This window comes from Arthrobacter sp. Soil763 (genome assembly GCF_001428365.1).
Taxonomy (GTDB): Bacteria; Actinomycetota; Actinomycetes; order Actinomycetales; family Micrococcaceae; genus Arthrobacter.
This window is the reverse complement of the sequence record NZ_LMSH01000001.1, coordinates 234723-253244: the sequence shown is the minus strand read 5'-3', so window position 1 is coordinate 253244 and position 18522 is coordinate 234723. Positions and strand designations below refer to the sequence as shown.

Annotated in this window: 15 protein-coding genes; 7 read left to right on the top strand and 8 right to left on the bottom strand. The window is 70.3% G+C overall.

Features of this window, described 5'->3' with window-relative positions; translation table 11 throughout:
* Nucleotides 1-52 precede the first annotated feature (52 nt).
* Genes ASG71_RS01135 through ASG71_RS01120 form a run of 4 tightly spaced genes read left to right on the top strand, consistent with a single transcriptional unit; the run spans nucleotide 53 to nucleotide 4383 of the window.
* Nucleotides 53-1552: a CoA-acylating methylmalonate-semialdehyde dehydrogenase gene (locus ASG71_RS01135; protein WP_056736263.1), complete on the top strand. Its 1500-nt coding sequence runs from the start codon at nucleotides 53-55 to the stop codon at nucleotides 1550-1552.
* Nucleotides 1552-2622, top strand: a complete 1071-nt coding sequence (locus ASG71_RS01130) for an enoyl-CoA hydratase/isomerase family protein (protein WP_056736262.1) — start codon at nucleotides 1552-1554, stop codon at nucleotides 2620-2622. Before ASG71_RS01135 ends, ASG71_RS01130 begins: the two co-directional genes overlap by 1 nt.
* Nucleotides 2615-3610 (top strand): 3-hydroxyisobutyrate dehydrogenase, encoded by a 996-nt coding sequence (mmsB, locus tag ASG71_RS01125; RefSeq protein WP_056736261.1) that lies wholly within the window; start codon nucleotides 2615-2617, stop codon nucleotides 3608-3610. The genes ASG71_RS01130 and mmsB overlap by 8 nt, the downstream gene beginning before the upstream one ends.
* Entirely contained in the window at nucleotides 3607-4383 is a 777-nt protein-coding gene (locus tag ASG71_RS01120) for an enoyl-CoA hydratase (RefSeq protein WP_056736260.1), read from the top strand. The genes mmsB and ASG71_RS01120 overlap by 4 nt, the downstream gene beginning before the upstream one ends.
* 187 nt (nucleotides 4384-4570) lie before the next feature.
* Here the strand turns inward: ASG71_RS01120 and ASG71_RS01115 are convergent, their stop codons facing one another.
* The 3 genes from ASG71_RS01115 to ASG71_RS01105 all read right to left on the bottom strand — a co-directional run bounded on the left by ASG71_RS01115 (nucleotide 4571) and on the right by ASG71_RS01105 (nucleotide 7572).
* Entirely contained in the window at nucleotides 4571-5203 is a 633-nt protein-coding gene (locus ASG71_RS01115; protein WP_056736259.1) for a class I SAM-dependent methyltransferase, read from the bottom strand.
* A 133-nt stretch (nucleotides 5204-5336) separates the two neighbouring features.
* Nucleotides 5337-5843 carry a MarR family winged helix-turn-helix transcriptional regulator gene (locus tag ASG71_RS01110; protein WP_056736258.1) on the bottom strand — a complete coding sequence of 169 codons (507 nt, stop codon included), beginning with the start codon at nucleotides 5841-5843 and terminating at the stop codon, nucleotides 5337-5339.
* A gap of 1 nt (nucleotide 5844) precedes the next feature.
* Nucleotides 5845-7572 (bottom strand): AMP-binding protein, encoded by a 1728-nt coding sequence (locus tag ASG71_RS01105; RefSeq protein WP_056736255.1) that lies wholly within the window; start codon nucleotides 7570-7572, stop codon nucleotides 5845-5847.
* A 292-nt stretch (nucleotides 7573-7864) separates the two neighbouring features.
* Between ASG71_RS01105 and ASG71_RS01100 the strand changes: the two genes are divergently transcribed.
* Entirely contained in the window at nucleotides 7865-8998 is a 1134-nt protein-coding gene (locus ASG71_RS01100; RefSeq protein WP_235563911.1) for an acyl-CoA dehydrogenase family protein, read from the top strand.
* A gap of 15 nt (nucleotides 8999-9013) precedes the next feature.
* Here the strand turns inward: ASG71_RS01100 and ASG71_RS01095 are convergent, their stop codons facing one another.
* The 3 genes from ASG71_RS01095 to ASG71_RS01085 are packed head-to-tail and all read right to left on the bottom strand — an operon-like array spanning nucleotide 9014 to nucleotide 14202.
* Nucleotides 9014-10801 carry a diguanylate cyclase gene (locus ASG71_RS01095; protein WP_056736251.1) on the bottom strand — a complete coding sequence of 596 codons (1788 nt, stop codon included), beginning with the start codon at nucleotides 10799-10801 and terminating at the stop codon, nucleotides 9014-9016.
* A 51-nt stretch (nucleotides 10802-10852) separates the two neighbouring features.
* Complete coding sequence (locus ASG71_RS01090) at nucleotides 10853-11527, bottom strand: response regulator (RefSeq protein WP_056736249.1); 675 nt, start codon at nucleotides 11525-11527, stop codon at nucleotides 10853-10855.
* Nucleotides 11524-14202: an ATP-binding protein gene (locus tag ASG71_RS01085; RefSeq protein ID WP_056736247.1), complete on the bottom strand. Its 2679-nt coding sequence runs from the start codon at nucleotides 14200-14202 to the stop codon at nucleotides 11524-11526. Before ASG71_RS01085 ends, ASG71_RS01090 begins: the two co-directional genes overlap by 4 nt.
* A 168-nt stretch (nucleotides 14203-14370) precedes the next feature.
* On the opposite strand from ASG71_RS01085, the gene ASG71_RS01080 reads away from it, so the two are divergent.
* Nucleotides 14371-16347 carry a hypothetical protein gene (locus ASG71_RS01080; RefSeq protein WP_056736244.1) on the top strand — a complete coding sequence of 659 codons (1977 nt, stop codon included), beginning with the start codon at nucleotides 14371-14373 and terminating at the stop codon, nucleotides 16345-16347.
* A gap of 90 nt (nucleotides 16348-16437) precedes the next feature.
* On the opposite strand, the gene ASG71_RS01075 is transcribed toward ASG71_RS01080, so the two are convergent.
* Nucleotides 16438-16641 (bottom strand): cold-shock protein, encoded by a 204-nt coding sequence (locus ASG71_RS01075; RefSeq protein WP_009357211.1) that lies wholly within the window; start codon nucleotides 16639-16641, stop codon nucleotides 16438-16440.
* Between the two features lie 157 nt (nucleotides 16642-16798).
* Here ASG71_RS01075 and ASG71_RS01070 point away from each other — a divergent pair, with 157 nt between their 5' ends.
* Complete coding sequence (locus tag ASG71_RS01070; RefSeq protein ID WP_056736242.1) at nucleotides 16799-17554, top strand: glycosyltransferase family 2 protein; 756 nt, start codon at nucleotides 16799-16801, stop codon at nucleotides 17552-17554.
* On the opposite strand, the gene ASG71_RS01065 is transcribed toward ASG71_RS01070, so the two are convergent.
* Nucleotides 17551-18492: an alpha/beta fold hydrolase gene (locus ASG71_RS01065; RefSeq protein WP_056736240.1), complete on the bottom strand. Its 942-nt coding sequence runs from the start codon at nucleotides 18490-18492 to the stop codon at nucleotides 17551-17553. The two genes, ASG71_RS01070 and ASG71_RS01065, sit on opposite strands and share 4 nt — an antisense overlap.
* Nucleotides 18493-18522: the final 30 nt, after the last annotated feature.

Below are 18522 nucleotides of genomic sequence, written 5' to 3'. Positions count from 1 at the left end.
AGTATATTCAGTGCAGAGATGATCTAGGTCACATGCAAAGGAGCATTCCATCATGGTTCGTGAGCTTTCCCATTACGTCGGCGGACAGCACGTGGAGGGCACCTCCGGGCGCTTCAGCGACGTCTACGATCCCTGCACCGGCGAGGTCCAGGCCCGGCTCCCGCTGGCCAGCGCCGAGGAGGTCCGCAATGTCATCGCCAACGCGGAAAAGGGCCAGGCCGAATGGGCCGCCATGAACCCGCAGCGCCGCGGCCGGATCCTCCTGAAGTTCGTGGACCTGGTCAACCAGAACATGGACGAACTCGCCACCCTGCTCTCCTCCGAGCACGGCAAGACCTTCCTGGACGCCAAGGGCGACATCCAGCGCGGCATCGAGGTCGTCGAATTCGCCGCCGGCGCCCCGCATTTGCTCAAGGGCGAATTCTCCGACAGCGCCGGCACCGGCATCGACGTCCACTCAATGCGGCAGCCGCTCGGCGTCGTCGCCGGCATCACGCCGTTCAACTTCCCGGCCATGATCCCGCTGTGGAAGTCCGGCCCGGCGCTCGCCGCGGGCAACTCCTTCATCCTCAAGCCCTCCGAACGGGACCCCTCGGTGCCGCTGCGGCTGGCCGAACTGTTCACCGAGGCGGGCCTTCCCGACGGGGTGTTCAACGTCGTCAACGGTGACAAGGAAGCGGTCGACGCTCTGCTGGAAGACCCCCGGGTCCAGGCCATCGGATTCGTCGGCTCCACCCCGATCGCGCAGTATATCTACGCCACCGCCGCCGCGCACGGCAAACGCGCACAGTGCTTCGGCGGCGCCAAGAACCACATGGTGATCATGCCCGACGCGGACCTAGACATGGCCGCGGACGCCCTCATCGGCGCCGGCTTCGGTTCGGCCGGGGAACGCTGCATGGCGATCTCCGTGGCCGTCCCGGTCGGCAAGGCCACCGGCGACGCGCTAGTGGCCAAGTTGCAGGAACGGATCGCCGACCTCAAGGTGGGGCACAGCCTCGCCAAGGACTCGGACTTCGGCCCGGTCGTTGCCGCCTCCGCCAAGGAACGGATCGAAGGCTACATCGCCGCCGGCGTCGAGGAGGGCGCCAGCCTGCTCGCCGACGGCCGCGGCCTCACGGTCGAGGGCTACGACGGCGGCTTCTGGGTGGGCCCGACCCTCTTCGACAACGTCACCAAGGACATGACGATCTACAAGGAAGAGATCTTCGGCCCGGTGCTCAGCGTGCTCCGCGCCGAGGACTACGACGAGGCGCTGCGCCTGTGCAGCGAGCACGAGTTCGGCAACGGCGTGGCCATCTTCACCCGCGACGGCGACGCAGCCCGCGACTTCGCCAGCCGCGTCCAGGTCGGCATGGTGGGCATCAACGTCCCGATCCCGGTACCGATCGCGTACTACACCTTCGGCGGCTGGAAGGCCTCCGGCTTCGGCGACCTCAACCAGCACGGCGCCGACGCGTTCCGCTTCTACACCAAGACCAAGACGGTCACCACCCGCTGGCCCTCCGGCATCCGCACCGGCGCCAGCTTCGTGATGCCGGAAGGCAGCTGATGGCGGAGCAGCGGCCCGCAGAGCAGGCCGCCGAGGTGCTGTTCGAGCGCCGCGGCCGGCTCGGCGTCGTCACCCTGAACCGGCCCCGGGCCGTCAACGCGCTGACCGCCGGCATGGCCGCCGCGATGCTGGAGCAGCTGACGCTCTGGGCGGAGGACGACGACGTCGCCGCGGTGCTGGTCCGCGGCGCCGGCGACCGCGGGCTGTGCGCCGGCGGCGACATCGTCGCCATCTACCGGGACATGCTCGACGGCGGCGACGCCACCGCGGACTTCTGGGCGGTCGAGTACCGGCTGAACCTTCTGATCTCCGAATACCCCAAGCCCTACGTCGCGTTCATGGACGGCCTCGTGCTGGGCGGCGGCGTCGGAATCTCCGCGCACGGCTCGGTCCGGATCGTCACCGAGCGCACCAGGATGGGCATGCCCGAAACCACCATCGGTTTCGTGCCCGACGTCGGCGGGACGCTCCTGCTCTCCCGCTCGCCCGGCGAAACCGGCACCCACGCGGCCCTGACCGGGGCGCACCTGAGCGGCGCCGACGCGCTGTTCCTTGGCCTCGCGGACACCTTCGTTCCCTCCGGGCAGCTCGCAGCGCTGGCGGAGGCGCTGGAAACCGAACCGGTGGACGCCGCCGTCGCGCGCTTCACCGAACCTGCCCCGCAGTCCGTCCTCGCCGCGCAGCAGGAGTGGATTGACGCCTGCTACTCGACCGACGACGCCGAGGAGATCGTGGACCGCCTGCGGACCGTGGGCGGCGAGGCCGTGGACGTCGCCGAGACGATCGCGGCCAAGTCCCCGACCGCCGTGAAGGTGGCCCTCGCCTCGTTGCGCCGCGCGCAGGGGCTGGGCCTGGCCGAGGCCCTGGAACAGGAGTACCGGGTGGGCCTGCGCTTCCTGGACGGCCCGGATTTCCGCGAGGGCATCCGCGCCCAGGTCGTGGACAAGGACCGCACCCCGCACTGGCAGCCCGCCAGCCTGGCGGAGGTCAGCCGCGACGACGTCGACGCCTACTTCGCGCCGCTGGGGGAGCGGGAACTGAAACTTACGAAGGAGCGCGACAATGTCTGAAGCATCGACGTCTGAAGCATCGACCGTGCCGTCCGGGTCCGGCGCGCCCATCGGCCCCATCGCCTTCCTCGGCCTGGGCCACATGGGCGGCCCGATGGCCGTCAACCTGGTCAAGGCCGGCTACGCCGTCACCGGCTACGACGTCGTTCCCGCGGCGCTGGAGGCCGCCCGCGCCCACGGGATCACCACCGCGGAGACCGCGGCGGCAGCTGTCGAGGGAGCCGCCGTCGTGCTGACCATGCTGCCCAGCGGCCGGCACCTGCTGGACGCCTACCGCGGCACTCCGGAGGGGCAAGGACAACCGGGGCAGGACGGGCTGCTGGCCGTCGCGGCGCCGGGAACCATGTTCCTGGACTGCTCGACCATCAACGTGGACGAAGCCCGGGAGGCCTCGGCGCTGGCCGTCGCGGCCGGACACCGGGCCGTCGACGCTCCGGTCTCCGGCGGCGTCGTCGGGGCCGAAGCAGGGACCCTGACCTTCATGGTCGGCGCAACCGACGAGGACTTCGAGACCGTCAAACCGATGCTCGAGGTGATGGGCAAGCGCGTGGTCCACTGCGGCGGCCACGGTGCGGGCCAGGCCGCCAAGATCTGCAACAACATGATCCTGGGCGTTTCGATGATCGCGGTCAGCGAGGCTTTCGTGCTCGGTGAGAAGCTCGGGCTGACCCACCAGGCGCTGTACGACGTCGCCTCCGCCGCGTCCGGTCAGTGCTGGGCGCTGACCACCAACTGCCCGGTGCCCGGTCCGGTGCCAACGAGCCCGGCCAACCGCGACTACCAGCCGGGCTTCGCCGGAGCGCTGATGGCCAAGGACCTGAAGCTGGCCCTGAACGCGCTCGAGAGCACCGGCGTCGCCGCCCGGCTGGGGCCGCTGGCCTCCGAAATTTACGATACCTTTGCCGCGGAGGGCGGAGCCGGCCGGGACTTCTCCGGCATCATCACCGACATCCGGGACAAATCCGACCAGCCGAAGGGACAGGCATGACCGAGTACGCAAACATTCTGGTGGAGCGCCGCGGCCGTGTGGGCCTGGTGACGCTGAACCGGCCCGAGGCGCTGAACGCCCTGAACAAGGCGACCATGGACGACGTCGTTGCCGCCGTGACCGCGATGGACACCGACCCGGAGGTCGGCGCCGTGGTGCTGACGGGTTCGGCCAAGGCGTTCGCCGCCGGCGCCGATATCAAGGAAATGCAGTCCAAGGGCTACATGGACATGTACTCCTCCGACTGGTTCCGCGGCTGGGAGGACTTCACCCGGCTGCGCATCCCGGTCATCGCCGCGGTCTCCGGCTTTGCCCTGGGCGGCGGCTGCGAACTGGCGATGATGTGCGACTTCATCATCGCCGGCGACAACGCCAAGTTCGGCCAGCCGGAAATCAACCTCGGCGTCCTCCCCGGCATGGGCGGCTCCCAGCGCCTGACCCGTGCGGTGGGCAAGGCCAAGGCCATGGACATGATCCTCACCGGCCGCTTCATGGACGCCGATGAAGCCGAGCGTTCCGGGCTGGTCTCCCGCGTGGTCCCGGCCGCCGACGTCGTCGAGGAAGCCGTCAAGGCCGCCGAGGTGATTGCCTCCAAGTCCAAGCCGGTGGCCATGGTGGCCAAGGAGGCGGTCAACGCCGCGTTCGAGACCGGGCTGGCGCAGGGCGTGCTGTTTGAACGCCGGGTGTTCCACTCGCTGTTCGCCACCGAGGACCAGAAAGAGGGCATGGCCGCCTTCAGCGAAAAGCGGCAGCCGGACTTCACCCACCGCTAGACGGCGTTTCCGCGCAGGTTTCGGTTTTGGGCGGCGGTTCCGGACAGACGCTGCCCGGGCCCGGGGTGCGGCCGTCCGGAACAGGCGCGGAGATCCGGAGGCCTAGCGGGAACGACCGGCGGCGGAGCGCACCAGTGCAGCCGGGATTGTGCGAAAGGGTGCGCGCCGGCCGGTGATGCAGCCCGCGTCAGGCCCTGCGGTGGGCGCGGAGCACGGAATCGTGGACGGTCGCTGGGGCGCCGTCGGAATCGGTGGTCTCCCGTGGCCGGGACGCGCAGGTGATGATCTCCCACTCGTCCGGGTCCAGCTCCGCGGCGATCTGTTCGGCCGTGAACAACAGCCCGGGTACCGAGGGGCGCCGCACGGTGGTCTCCAGGTCCGAGGGATGGTGGCCCACGATCAGCAGCGTCCCGCCGGGCGCCACCGACGCGGCGAGCCGGCTGTAGACTCCGCCACGCTGCGGCGCGGGCAGGTGCAGGTACTGGGCGGTGACCAGGTCGAACGTTCCGGCCGGCGGCGGCGAGGCCGTCAGGTCCTGGTGCTGCCAGACGATCCGCGCGGCGGTGTCCGGATCATCGGCGACGGCGGCCGCCGCGCGTGCGAGGGCCACCGAGGAGATGTCCACCGCCGTGACCCGCCAGCCGCGCCGGGCCAGCCAAGCGGCGTCGGCGCCTTCGCCGGCGCCGACGTCGAGCGCGGAACCCGGCGCGAGTCCGGTGGCTTCGGCGACCAGCTGGGCGTTCGGCTGCCCGCTCCACACAGCACCGTGCTCGCCGTGCTGGCGGTACCGCTCATCCCAGAACGATTCGTCGAAATCCATGCGGCTCTCCTCGCGGGCGGGTCGTCACGGCAGGGGTCCTGGCCGCCAATCCAGTTTAAGCACGCGCCGGCGCGTACGCCGTCCGGCGGCCGCTGGGCCCCGGCGCCGGAGGCCCGCCCACGACGCTGACGGCTCAGCCGTCGAAGTCCCCGGCATTGCGCCGGAAGTCGCCCAGGATCCGGACCAGCTGCTCCACATCGGAGGCTTCGAAACCGGACTGGGCGAACACCTCGGCGTTGAGCGCCGCCGTCGCCCGTTTGGCCAGCGTCCGCCCTGCGGAGGTCAGTTCGATCAGCGTGGTCCGCCCGTCGGTCGGGTGCGGGGACCGCAGTACCAGCCCGGCCTCCTGCAACCGGTCCACGGCGTTGGTCACCGAGGTGGGGTGGACCTGCAGCAGCGCGCTCGCCTTGTTCATGGGTAACGCCCCGCTGCGGGCGAAGCTGAGCAGCGCCAGCAGTTCGTAGCGGGCGAAGGTCAGCCCGAACGGTTTCAACACGGTTTCGATCCGGGCCAGCAGGATCTGCTGGGTGCGCATGATCGCCGTGATGGCAGCCATCGGGGCGGCGACGTCGGCCCAGCCGTGCCGCTCCCAGTTCCGCTGGGCGTCGGCGATCGGATCCCGCGGCAGCGGAGCGCCCACGCTAGCCCTGGCCCTTCAGCCCGGGAAAGTCCGCCTCGGAGTACTCGGTGCCCAGGCCCTCGGGGACCCGGCCGGTGCCGTGCCGCAGCTCTTCGCTGTGCCGCAGTTCCACCCGCCGGATCTTGCCGGAAATGGTCTTGGGCAGTTCGGCGAACTCCAGCCGGCGGATCCGCTTGAAGGGTGCGAGGTGGTCCCGGCAGTAGCGCAGGATGTCCTCGGCCAGCTTCGGGCCGGGCTCGTGGCCGGCGGCCAGGACCACGAAGGCCTTGGGCACGGACAGCTTGAGCGGGTCGGGGGAGGGGACGACGGCGGCCTCGGCCACCGCCGGGTGCTCGATCAGGACACTCTCCAGCTCGAACGGTGAGAGCCGGTAATCGGAGGATTTGAAGACGTCATCGCCGCGGCCGACATAGGTGATGATGCCGCGTTCGTCCCGGCTGGCCATATCCCCGGTGTGGTAGTAGCCGTCGCGGAAGGCCTCGGCCGTCTTCTCCGGGTCGCCGTAGTAGGCCTTCATCAGGCCGACCGGCCGCGGGTCCAGGCGCAGGCAGAGCTCGCCGTCGTCCCCCTCCTCGCCGGTCGCCGGATCAACCAGCACGACGTCGTAGCCCGGCAGCGGCTTGCCCATGGCGCCGATCTTGATCGGCTGGCCGGGGGTGTTGGCGATCTGCACGGTCGACTCGGTCTGGCCGAAGCCGTCCCGGATGGTCTGGCCCCAGGCCCGGTTCACCTGGTCGATCACCTCGGCGTTCAGCGGCTCCCCGGCGGAGACGACCTTGCGCGGCGGGTTCTTCAACAGCGTCAGGTCGGCCTGGATCAGCATCCGCCAGACCGTGGGCGGGGCGCAGAAGCTCGTGACCCGCTCGCGGTCCATCTGCTCCATCAGCGCCTTCGCGTCGAAGCGCTCGTAGTTGTAGATGAAGACGCAGGCCTCGGCGATCCAGGGCGTGAACACGTTGGACCAGGCGTGCTTCGCCCAGCCCGGTGAGGCCACGTTCAGGTGCACGTCGCCCGGCTCCATCCCGATCCAGAACATGGTGGACAGGTGGCCCACCGGGTACGAGGTGTGGGTGTGCTCCACGAGCTTGGCCTTCGAGGTGGTCCCGGAGGTGAAATACAGCAGCAGGGTTTCGTCGGCCTTGGTGGGTGCGTCCGGGGTGAAGTCCGCGGAGGCACCTTCCGCGTCGGCGTAGCGCAGGGCTGAGGCCTCGCCGTCGGCGTCCGCGCCGACCTCAATCAGCGTGTAGTCGCCCGGCACGCCGGCGAACTTGGCGATGTTGGCGCTCCCGACGGCGGCCCAGTTAGCGCCGCCGCGTTCCACCCGGTCCTGCAGGTCCGCGGGGCCCATCAGGGTGGTGGTGGGAATCATCACGATGCCGAGCTTGATTCCGGCGAGCATCAGCTCCCACAGCTCCACCTGGTTCCCGAGCATGATGATCATCCGGTCCCCGCGCCGGACGCCCTGGCTCCGGAGCCAGTTGGCGGCGCGCGACGAGGCGGCCGAGAGATCCGCGAAGCTGCGCCGCGTGGCGGAACCGTCCTGCTCCACGATCACGAGGGCCGGCTTGTCCGCCTTGGCCGGATCGGCGGCGAGCTGGTCGAACCAGTCCAGGGCGAAGTTGAACTCCTCGAAGCGGGGCCAGGCGAACTCCTGCCGCGCGGCGTCGTAGTCTTCGCGGAGCGCCAGCAGCCTGTCCCTCGCAGCACGGAATTCCTCAGTGACGGTCATGGTGCACCTTTCGCAGCCGGTCGCAGCCGGGCGGCCGGGTGCCGGCCGCCGCTGGCCTCGTGATCCACATCCCTAGTGATCAACATCACTGTGCAATATACTAGGACATCCAAGGGTTTGGAAGAGCCGATGTTGCCGCCCCGGGCGGCACATTACGAAGGGATAATCACCCGTGCAGACACAACGAAGTGCCGCCGGAGACGCCACCGGACAGAACGCCGGCAACAGCGCCGCGGAGGTCGGCAACAGGTCCGCGGCCGAGGCGGCGCCGCCCTTTGCGGACGCCGACCTGATGTACATCGCGGACCTGCTGCCGGCGGATGAGCGGGCCCGGTACGAGGAGGTCCGGGGGTTCCTGCAGAGCCGCATCCGGGCCGCCTCGATCGACTACTGGAACCGCGAGGAGTTCCCTTTCGGCCTGGTTGCGGAGCTGGGCAAGTACGGCCTGGGCGGCCTGCAGACCGACGGGACCTCCAAGCTCTTCAAGGGTCTGATGTACGTGGAGGTGGCGCGCGCCGACGTCTCGCTTTCGGCCCTGGTGGGCATCCATAACGAGCTGATCGTGGGCATGATCGACGAGCTCGGCTCCGAGGAGCAGAAGGCCCGCTGGCTGCCTGGCCTGACCGCGTTCACCCAGCTGGGCGCCTTCGCTCTGACCGAGCCGGACCATGGGTCGGATATCGCCGGGGGACTGGCCACGACGGCGCGGCGGGAGGGCGGCGAGTGGGTGATCAACGGCGCGAAGCGCTGGATCGGCGCCGGCACGATCGCCGATTTCGCCCTGGTCTGGGCCCGCGACGTCGCGGACCAGCAGATCAAGGGCTTCATCGTCGAGACCGACCGGCCCGGCTACAAGGCCACCAAGATCGCGAACAAGATCGGGCTGCGGATCATGCAGAACGCGGACATCGTCCTGGACGAGGTCCGGATCCCCGAAACCAACCTGCTGCCCGGGGCCACCGATTTTTCCCGCGCCAACGAACTGCTGCGCGACTCGCGAGCCTGGGTGGGCTGGCAGGGCGCCGGCATCCAGCTGGCCGCCTTCGACGTCGCCCGGGCCTACGCCCTCGAGCGCAAGCAGTTCGGCAAGGAGCTGGCCCGCTTCCAGCTGGTCCAGCAGCAGCTGGCCGAAATCCTCGGCAACGCCACCGTGTCCCTGGCCCTGATGGCCCAGCTGGCCCGTATCCAGCAGGACGGGAAGCTGGACATGGTGCAGGCGGCCATGGCCAAATCCACCACCACCCGGCTGGCCCGGGCGTCCGTCGCGATGGGCCGCTCCCTGCTGGGTGGCAACGGGATCAGCAGCGACTTTGAGATGGGCAAGCTCTTCGGCGACGCCGAAATCCTCTACACCTATGAGGGCAGCTATGAGATCAACTCGCTGATCGTGGCCAGGGCCGTCACCGGCAAGTCGGCATTTGTCTAGGCCGGTGGCGTCCCTTTAGCTGCCGGCGCCGTAGCGTTCGCTGCGGTTCCGGCCGGCGTGCTTAGCCGCGTAGAGCGCCCGGTCCGCGCATGCCAGCAGGCTGTGGCTGCCGGCGTCGCGGAGTTCGCAGACGCCGGCGGAGACCGTGATCCGGCCGACGTCGCCGAACGGCTCCGCCTCGATGGCCGCGCGGGCCCGTTCCGCCGCGCGCAGGGCCTCCGCGCCGTCGGTGCCCGGCAGCAGCCAGACGAACTCCTCCCCGCCGAAGCGGGCCACGATTTCGTCCTGGCGTGCGACTCCGCGGAGCCGGGCAGCGACGTCGGCGAGCACCTCGTCGCCCATGAGGTGGCCGAAGGTGTCGTTGACCCGCTTGAAGTGGTCGATGTCCAGGACGACGGCGCTGAGGCTGGTGCCGCGGGATGCGGCCAGTTCGATCTCGTGGGCCAGGTGCTGCTCCAGGGCCCGGCGGTTGGGCAGCCCGCTGAGCTGGTCGGTGGTGGCCTGCAGTTCCAGGCTGGTGCGGGCCTCGGCGTTGCCGATGGCGATCTCCACCAGTTCCGAGAACTGCGCCAGGCGGTCCAGCATCGCCCCGGTCACCCCGGTGGCGGACTTGGAGGTCAGGGACACCACGCCCCACAGGCTTCCGTGGACCCGGATCGGGGCGGCCGCTGCGGACCGGAAGCCCCCTGCCTGCATCTGCTCGGCGGCCGGTCCGCCCTCCGGGGAGTAGACGACGATGGCCGGTTTGCCGGTGGCGGCGACGCGGACGGTGGCAGAGGTGTCCGACAGCGAGAAGACCTGGGTGCGGTCCAGGGTGGGCGGCAGGGCCGGCGCCATGGCCACGATTTCCGCTGACAGGGCGCCGGTGAAGCGGACGACGGCGGCTGAATCCACGGCGAAGAGGTCCCGCAGGATGAAGGCGACCCGCTCCGAGATGTCCGCCGGAGCGGCGTTGCGGGCGACGGCCGTGGCGATCTCATGGAGGGCGGCCCAGGTCTCTTCCTGCTGGAGCCGGTCGGTGACGTCCACAGCTACCACCATGCCGGTGGTGGCGCCGTCGTCGGACTGCGCGGGGCCAGCATTGAGCCGGTACGTCCGCGGCCCGATCCTACGGCTCCAGGACACTTCCTGTCCGGACAGTGCCGCCCGGTAGCGGGGTTCGAGTTCGTCGGCCAGGTTGCCGTCGAGGACCTCGTGGATGCGCCGGCCCTCCAGCTCGGCGGAGCGGTAGCCGAAGGACTCCAGTTCCTGGCCTTCGGCGATCAGGTAGCGCAGGTCCGAATCGAACAGCAGGACGAAGACGCCGGGAACGCTGCGCGCCAGGGCCCGGTACCGGTCCGTGTCGCGCTGTTGCCGGCGCTCGGCGAGGATCCGCTCGGTGATGTCCGTGACCATCACGAAGAAGCCCTGGACCGCGGCGCCGCCGTCGTCGTCGTCACTGCTGCCGCCGTCGCGCACGTCCGGCATGTAGGAGACCTCGGCGAACCGGGTGGCGCCGGCTGCGTCGGTGAGGGTGCGCTTGAAAAGTTGCGGCTCGCCCTCGAGCACCTTGGCCATGTACGGGTAGTTGGCCTGGAACACTTCTTCGCTCAGCAGGTCCTGGATGTGCATGCCGTGCAGCTGCTCCGGCGTGACGCCGAACCACTCCCGGTAGGCGTCGTTGGCCAGCCGGTTGCGCAGCCCGGTGTCCCAGTAGCCGACCATGGCGGGGATGCCGTTGAGGACGGCCCGCAGCTGGGCCGGAACCTCGGGCAGCGGCGGCTGCGGTGCGTTCCCCCGGGCGGGAGCGCTGGAAAAGTTCATTGCCCCAGTATCCATCGCTGTGCGCCTGCGCGAAAAACCGGGCAGCGGCGGTCAGGGCAGGAAGCGGTAGCCGATGCCTGCCTCGGTGATCAGGTGGCGCGGTGCGGCCGCGTCGGGCTCCAGCTTCCGGCGCAGCTGGGCCATGTACACGCGCAGGTAGTTGGTTTCCTTGGCGTAGGCCGGGCCCCACACTTCCGAGAGCAGGTGCTGCTGGGTGACGAGCTTTTCCGGGTTCCGGACCAGCACCGCCAGCATCTTCCATTCGGTCGGGGTCAGCCGGATGTCCTCGCCGCCGCGGGTGACCCGGCGCTTGCCCAGGTCCACGGTGAAAGCCTCCGTGGTGATCACCTGCGGCGCGGCGTTGTCGCTGCTGCGGCGCAGGAGGGCCCGGAGCCGGGCCAGCAGTTCGTCCAGGCCGAACGGCTTGGTGAGGTAGTCATCGGCGCCGGCGTCGAGCGCCTGGACCTTGTCCTCGGAACCATGCCGGGCCGAGAGCACCAGGACCGGGGCCTGGCTGAAGTCCCGGAGCTTGGCCAGGACCGCTGTCCCGTCCATGTCGGGGAGCCCCAGGTCGAGGATGACCAGCTCGGGCGGTGTGCCGGCGGCCGCCTGCAGCGCCGAGCGCCCGTCCTCGGCCTCCGCGACTTCGTAGCCGTGGGCGCGCAGCGTGATGCGCAGGGCCCGCAGCAGGTAACGGTCGTCGTCGACCACCAGCACCGCGGTCATGGCTGGTCCGTGGGCGAGGACAGGAGCGGCGGGGCGTGGTGCCGGCTGGCCATCGCGGACGGGGCTTCCAGCGGCGCCTGGCCGAGGCGCCCCTGGAATGGAATGCCTACGGCGAGCGGCAGGCTGATCACCATGGTCAGGCCGCCTCCGGGCGTGGCTTCCGCGCTCAGCCGCCCGCCCATCGCCTCGGTGAACCCCTTGGCCACGGCCAGGCCGAGTCCGACGCCGCCGCCTGCGCCGGCGTCGCCCAGCCGCTGGAACGGGCGGAACATCTCGAGGACCTGCGACGCCGGGACCCCCGTTCCATGGTCGATGATCCGCAGTTCCCCGGCCGGCCGGCCGTCCACGGCGGAGAGGGCAAAGCCGCCCGCGGCCCCGGTGAGCACGACGTCGGAATCCGGGGCGTATTTCAGCGCGTTCTCGACGACGTTCGCAATGACGCGTTCCAGCATGACCGGATCCGCCTGCACCTCGGGCATGTTGGCCGGCAACTCCACCCGGACCCGGCCCGTTGCGATCCCGCGCAGGCCGCCGCTGACCGCCTCGTACCAGCGCACGGGCCGAAGCAGCGGCGTGGCAGTGTCGGAACTGATCCGGGACATATCCAACAGGTTGCCCACGAGGGTGTCGAGCCGGTCGGAGCACTCCTCGATGGTCTGCAGTAGCTCGTGCTCTTCCTCCTTGGTGTAGCGGACGCCCGGCTGGCGCAATCCACCCACCGCCAGCTTGATCCCGGCGAGCGGCGTGCGGAGGTCGTGCGAAACGGCGCGCAGCAACGAGGCCCGCACGGTGTTGTTTTCAGCCAGCCGCCGCAGCTGCTGCTGGCGGTCCAGCAGTTGCCGGTTCTCCAGCTGGGCCGAGAGGTGGGCGCCGAAAGCCGCCAGGAGGCGGCGGTCGCTGGCGGGCAGCACGCGGCCGGTGAGCACCAGCCGCGTGGTGGGATTGATCTGTTCGACGTTCCCTCCCCGTGACTCCGCGGCAGAGCTCACCGCTCCGCCGTCGGCGTCGGCGGTCGCTGCTGCCCCGACACCGGCGAGAAGGCGCCACGGGCCCGCGCCGCCGGGTGCCGGCGAGCTGTCGGGCGCCGCTGTGTACACCGCGGCGCCGCTGGCCTGGAAGATGTCCAGGGCCTGCTCCAGCAGGCCTGTCACCGGGTCTTCGGCGCCGGCGGTGCCGCGTGAGAGTTCGGCGAGGGTTGCGGCCTCGGTCCTGGCCCGCGCGGCTTCCTTGGAGCGCCGGGCGGAGACATCCACGACGACGGCCACCGCGGCGGAGACGCCCACGAACACCAGCAGGGCAAGGACGTTTTGCGCGTCGCTGATGGCCAGGTTTCCCACCGGCGGGGTGGAGAAGTAGTTAACCAGCAGGCTGCTCCACAACGCCGCGAGGACCGCCGGCCACAGGCCACCGACGAGCGCCACCGCGACCGATCCGGTGAGCTGCACCAGCATGAAGGCCGCCAGGCTCTTCTCCGGGCTGAGTTCCAGCACGAGCTGGAGCAGGGCGGGCACCACGGCGGCCAGGACAAAACCGACGGCGACCCGGCGCCGGCCCAAGTCCCCGCGGCGGGTCCGGCGTCCCTCGGGCGCCGGCCCCTCCTGCGGCACCAGATGGACGTCGATGCCGCCGGAATCGCGGAGCATCCGCGCCGTGGTGCCGCCGCGCAGCGCTGCCTTCAACCGGGCAGCGGGCCCCCGGCGGGAGGCCCCGAGCACCACCTGGGTGGCGTTGACGCTGCGGGCGAAATCCAGCAGGGCCGCTGCGGGGTCTCCGCCGGTGACAACGTGGTAGCTGCCGCCGAGGTCCTGCACCAGCTGCCGCTGCGCTTCGAGGGCCTGCGGCGACTCGTCGGCGGAACCGTCCGGGTCCCGCACGTGGACGGCCTGCAGGTCGCTTCCACTGACCCGGTTCAGCAGCCGGGCGCCGCGGCGGATCAACGCCGCCCCGTCGCTGCCACCGCCCAGTCCGACCACGATCCGCTCCCTGGCGGGCCCGGTGGCGTCCGTCAGGGGGCGCTGGGGGCCGGCGGCCAGGCCCTCGTCCACCCGGTCCGCCAGCCACAGCAGCGCCAGTTCGCGCAGCGCCGCCAGATTTCCCGGGCGGAAATAGCCCGACATGGCAGCGTCAATCCGGTCCGGCGGCACGATCTTGCCGGCCGCCAGCCGCTGCCGCAGCAGCTCGGGGGAAAGGTCGACGAGCTGCAGCTGATCGGCCCGCCGCACAATTCCGTCCGGAACGGTCTCGGCGGGACGTCCGCGCGTGACGGCGCTGACGACGTCGGACAGCGAGGCCAGCTGGTGGATGTCGAGGGTTGACAGGACGTTGGTCCCGGCCGCCAGCAGTTCTTCAATGTCCTGCCAGCGGTGCCCGTTCCGGCTGCCGGGAACATTCGTGTGCGCGTACTCGTCAACGAGCGCGGTGGCCGGCGCCCGGCGCAGGACGGAGTCCAGGTCCAGTTCTTCGACGTCCACCCCGCGCACCGGCACGCGCCGCGGCGCGACGGCGTCCAGGCCAGCGAGCAGTTCCCGGGTGTCGCGGCGGCCGCGGTCGCGGGCGAAGGCGACGACGACGTCCTCGCCGGCGTCATGGAGCCGGTGCCCTTCCCGCAGCATCGCGTAGGTCTTGCCCACCCCGGGGGCTGCGCCCAGGAAGATCCGCAGCGTTCCACGTGCCATGGTGCCATTGTTCCATTCCGGGCCGCCCCGGCCGGAGGGCGCGGCATCAAGGAATCGTCAAGATCCGTTCCCGGGCTGCGCCGGTCGCGATGCGCGCTGCTAGCTTCGCAATTGAGGGCGATGCCCGGCGTCCGCCCGCCCGGGAGGCGCCGCGAGGAAAGGAAACACATGACCACCCTGAGCAGGCCGCCGGCCGATCCGTCAGCGCTGAAGACCCGACGGCGGGCCACGCTGCGGGACTGGCTGCTGGTTGGGCTCCAGGACAGCAAGGGCGCCCACCAAGGCCCGGGCGGCGTGCCCACGGCCCACGAAAAGAAGCACAGCTGGTGGCAGGTTATGTGCTTGACCGGCGTCGACTACTTCTCCACCCTGGGCTACCAGCCGGCCATTGCCGCGCTCGCCGCCGGGGTGATCTCGCCACTGGCGACCCTGGTGCTGGTGGCCATCACCCTGCTCGGCGCCCTGCCGGTGTACCGCCGCGTCGCCGGTGAAAGCCACCGCGGTGAGGGCTCCATCGCCATGCTGGAACGCCTGATGCCGCGCTGGGGCGGGAAGCTGCTGGTCCTGGTGCTGCTCGGCTTCGCCGCGACCGACTTCATGATCACCATGACGCTCTCCGCCGCCGACGCCACGGCGCACCTGGTGCAGAACCCGGTAGCGCCGTCGTGGCTGCAGGGCCAGACCGTCCCCCTCACCCTGCTGCTCCTGGCCCTGCTCGGGGCCGTGTTCCTGCGCGGGTTCAAGGAGGCGATCGGCGTCGCCGTCGTGATCGTGGGGCTCTACCTGGGCCTGAACGTCGTGGTGGTGGCCGCGTCGCTGTGGGAGGTGCTGAACCAGCCGCTGGCCGTGGGCAACTGGTGGCAGGCCATTTCCACTTCACACGGAAACCCGCTGCTGGCGGTCGGCTTCGCCCTGCTGGTCTTCCCCAAGCTCGCCCTGGGCCTCTCCGGCTTCGAGACCGGCGTCGCCGTCATGCCCCAAATCCGCGGACAGGCGGGCGACACCGAGGACTATCCCGCCGGCCGCATCCAGGGCGCGCGCAAGCTGTTGACCACCGCCGCCCTGATCATGAGCAGTTTCCTGCTCCTGAGCAGCTTCAGCACCGTCGTGCTCATCCCGGAGGCGGAGTTCCAGCCGGGCGGCCAGGCCAACGGCCGCGCCCTGGCCTTCCTGGCCCATGAATACCTCGGGGTCGGGTTCGGCACGGTCTACGACATCTCCACCATCGCGATCCTGTGGTTTGCCGGCGCTTCCGCGATGGCCGGGCTGCTCAACCTTGTGCCGCGCTACCTGCCCCGCTACGGCATGGCCCCCGGCTGGGCCCGGGCCGTGCGGCCGCTCGTGCTGGTCTTCACCCTGATCGGGTTCCTGATCACCTGGCTCTTCGAGGCCGACGTCGACGCCCAGGGCGGCGCGTACGCCACCGGCGTGCTGGTGCTGATGACCTCCGCCGCCGTGGCGGTGACCTTGTCGGCCCGCCGCAAACGGCAGGGCAAGCGCACCATCGGCTTCGGCGTCATCGCGGTCGTGTTCATTTACACCACCATCGCCAACATCATCGAACGCCCCGAGGGCATCCGGATTGCGTCGATCTTCATCCTCGGGATCATCGTGATCTCCCTGCTCTCCCGCGCCCGGCGCTCCTTCGAACTGCATGCCACCCATGTCCACCTGGACCGACAGGCGCTCGAGTTCATGTCCGATGAACTGGACGGGCCGCTGCGGCTTGTCGCGCACGAGCCGCTGCGCCTGAGCCCGGAGGCCTACCGGCAGAAGCTCGAGTCGGCGATCGCGGTCAGCCATCTGCCGCTGGACTACCGGGCGCTGTTTCTTGAGGTCGTCGTGGACGACTCCTCGGACTTCGAAACCGAACTCGAAGTTCGGGGCATCACACGGCACGGCTACCGGATCCTGGAAGTGCACGGGCCCGTGGTGCCCAACACGATCGCCTCGGTCCTGCTGCACATCCGGGATGTGACCGGGCTGATGCCGCACATCTACTTCCGCTGGACCGAGGGAAATCCGCTGACCAACCTGCTGCGCTTCCTCGCGTTCGGCGAAGGCGAGATCGCGCCGGTCACGCGGGAGGTGTTGCGCGAAGCCGAGCCGGACGTGACCCGCCGGCCGTGGGTCCACGTGGGCTGAACACGCGCAACCCCTCCGGAAGGATTCTTCCGGAGGGGTTGCGTGGTCTTCTAGGAGAAGTGTTCCGGCAGGCCGGGCTTTCCTGGGAGCTTAGAGCGGGCGGATGTTCTCAGCCTGCGGGCCCTTCGGGCCCTGGGTGACGTCGAACTCGACCTTCTGGTTCTCGTCCAGCGAGCGGTAGCCGCTGGTGGCGATTGCCGAGTAGTGGGCGAAAACGTCGGCCGACCCGTCATCCGGGGCAATGAAGCCAAAACCCTTTTCGGCGTTGAACCATTTAACTGTGCCTGTAGCCATGCCTTTATCCTTCTGAAACGCTGCTCTCCGGCGGCCACGCGAGGCCAACGGCTGCGGAGACATTCGTCCGCTGTCCCCAACGTACGGGTCGCCGGGCCCGCGTGCAAGAGCCAAAGCACGGGAGTTACGCCCGGTCAGGGGCTATAGTCGGCTCACCATGTCGACAATTTCGGTGGTAATTCCGACCCGGAATGATGCCGGGCTGCTGGCGGGATGCCTCGAGGCCCTGGCCCGGCAGAGCCGCCGTGCCGATGAAGTGATCGTGGTGGACAACGGCAGCACGGACTCCACCGCCGCGGTTTGCGCCGCCGCCGGGGTGCGGCGGATTCCCGTCGACCTGCCCGGCATTGCCGCCGCCACCGCCTGCGGTTTCGACGCTGCGGCTTCGGAGGTCATCGCCCGCCTCGACACCGACTCCGTCCCGCCTCCGGACTGGCTGGAACGGGTCGAGTCGATCCTCGCCGGGGCCGGTCCGCTGGCGGCAGTGACCGGGCCCGGGGACTTCTACGGCGGGACCCGGGCGGCCCGGTGGGTGGGCCGCCGCGTGTACATCGCCGGCTACTTCTGGGCGATCGGGCTGCTGCTGGGGCACAAACCGTTGTTCGGTTCGAATTTCGCCCTGCGGGCCGGAGTCTGGGAACGGATCAGGGGCCGGGTGCACCGCGGCCTGCCCCCGGTGCACGACGACCTGGACATCTCCTACCAGCTCCCGCCGGAGGTGACTGTGGTCTACGACCCCACGCTGCGGGTCGGCGTCTCGGCGCGGCCCTTCGCGACCCGGCACGACGTCGGCCGCCGGCTCTCCATGGCGTGGACGACGTTCGGCGTCGAGTTCGCCGCGGACCCGCCGCTGCGGCGCCGCCGCCGGCGCCGGCAGTGGGAGCGCCGCCAGCGGCGCGGGCCGGGCGCCTAACCGGCGTACAGCGCGATCAGGTCCCGGCTCATCTGGTGCGGCGACGTTTCGCTCGGGCTGTGGCCGCCCCGGTAGACCGCGATCCTGGCGCCGATCGCCTGTGCGAAACGCCGGTGCAGGGCCAGCGGCCACAGGTCGTGTTCGCCGACGGCGACGAACTTCGGCAGGGATGCCGCGGCGAGGACCGGCCTGAGGTCCGGGGCGTGCTGCATGAGCCCGAAGATATCGCTCACCGAGGACCGGCGGGTGAAGCCGAAGCGGTGGCGGACGAAGCGCATCCGGTTGGGCGCGACCCGGACCACGTTGCTGCGGATGCCAAGGATCATCAGCGCGGCGCCGACCCGGGGGCTGGCCCAGCCGCTGAACCGTCCGATCCGCTGGACACCGCGGAAACTGTTCCCGGGCTCGGGCGGGCAGCTGAGCAGCGTCAGGCTGCGGAACAGTTCCGGCCGCTGCGCGAACCCGAGCTGGGCCACGATGGCCGCGAAGGAATAGCCGACGACGTGCGCCGCGCCGCCCCCGGCCTCCAGCAGGGCGATGAGGTCGGCCGTGAAGAGCGGGTAGTCGTAGTGTTTCCGCGGCGGGTGGAGGTGTTCGGGCCCGGCCCCGGAGGATTCGTACTGGCCGGCGATGTCGCAGCTGAGCACGAAGTAACCGGCCGCGGCGAGCTGCGGCAGCATCAGCGAGAAATCCTCCTTGGAACCGGTGGCGCCCGGAATGAGCAGTACCCGGGGATGGGCCGGGTCGCCCATGGACAGCGTCGCGAGGGTGCCGCTGGGGGCCTGGAATTCGCCGCGGACCGCGCCGGGCGGCGGGGCGAACCAGTCGACGTCGTCGAGGGCGGCGTCCAGCCGGGCAGCCTCGTCGATGAGCCCCGACCCGAAGACCTCGGGGTCGGGCTCCGGTGCGCCTGGAAGACGGCGGCCTGTTGACGCCATGGACTAAAGATAGCCGCCGGCGCGGCGGTG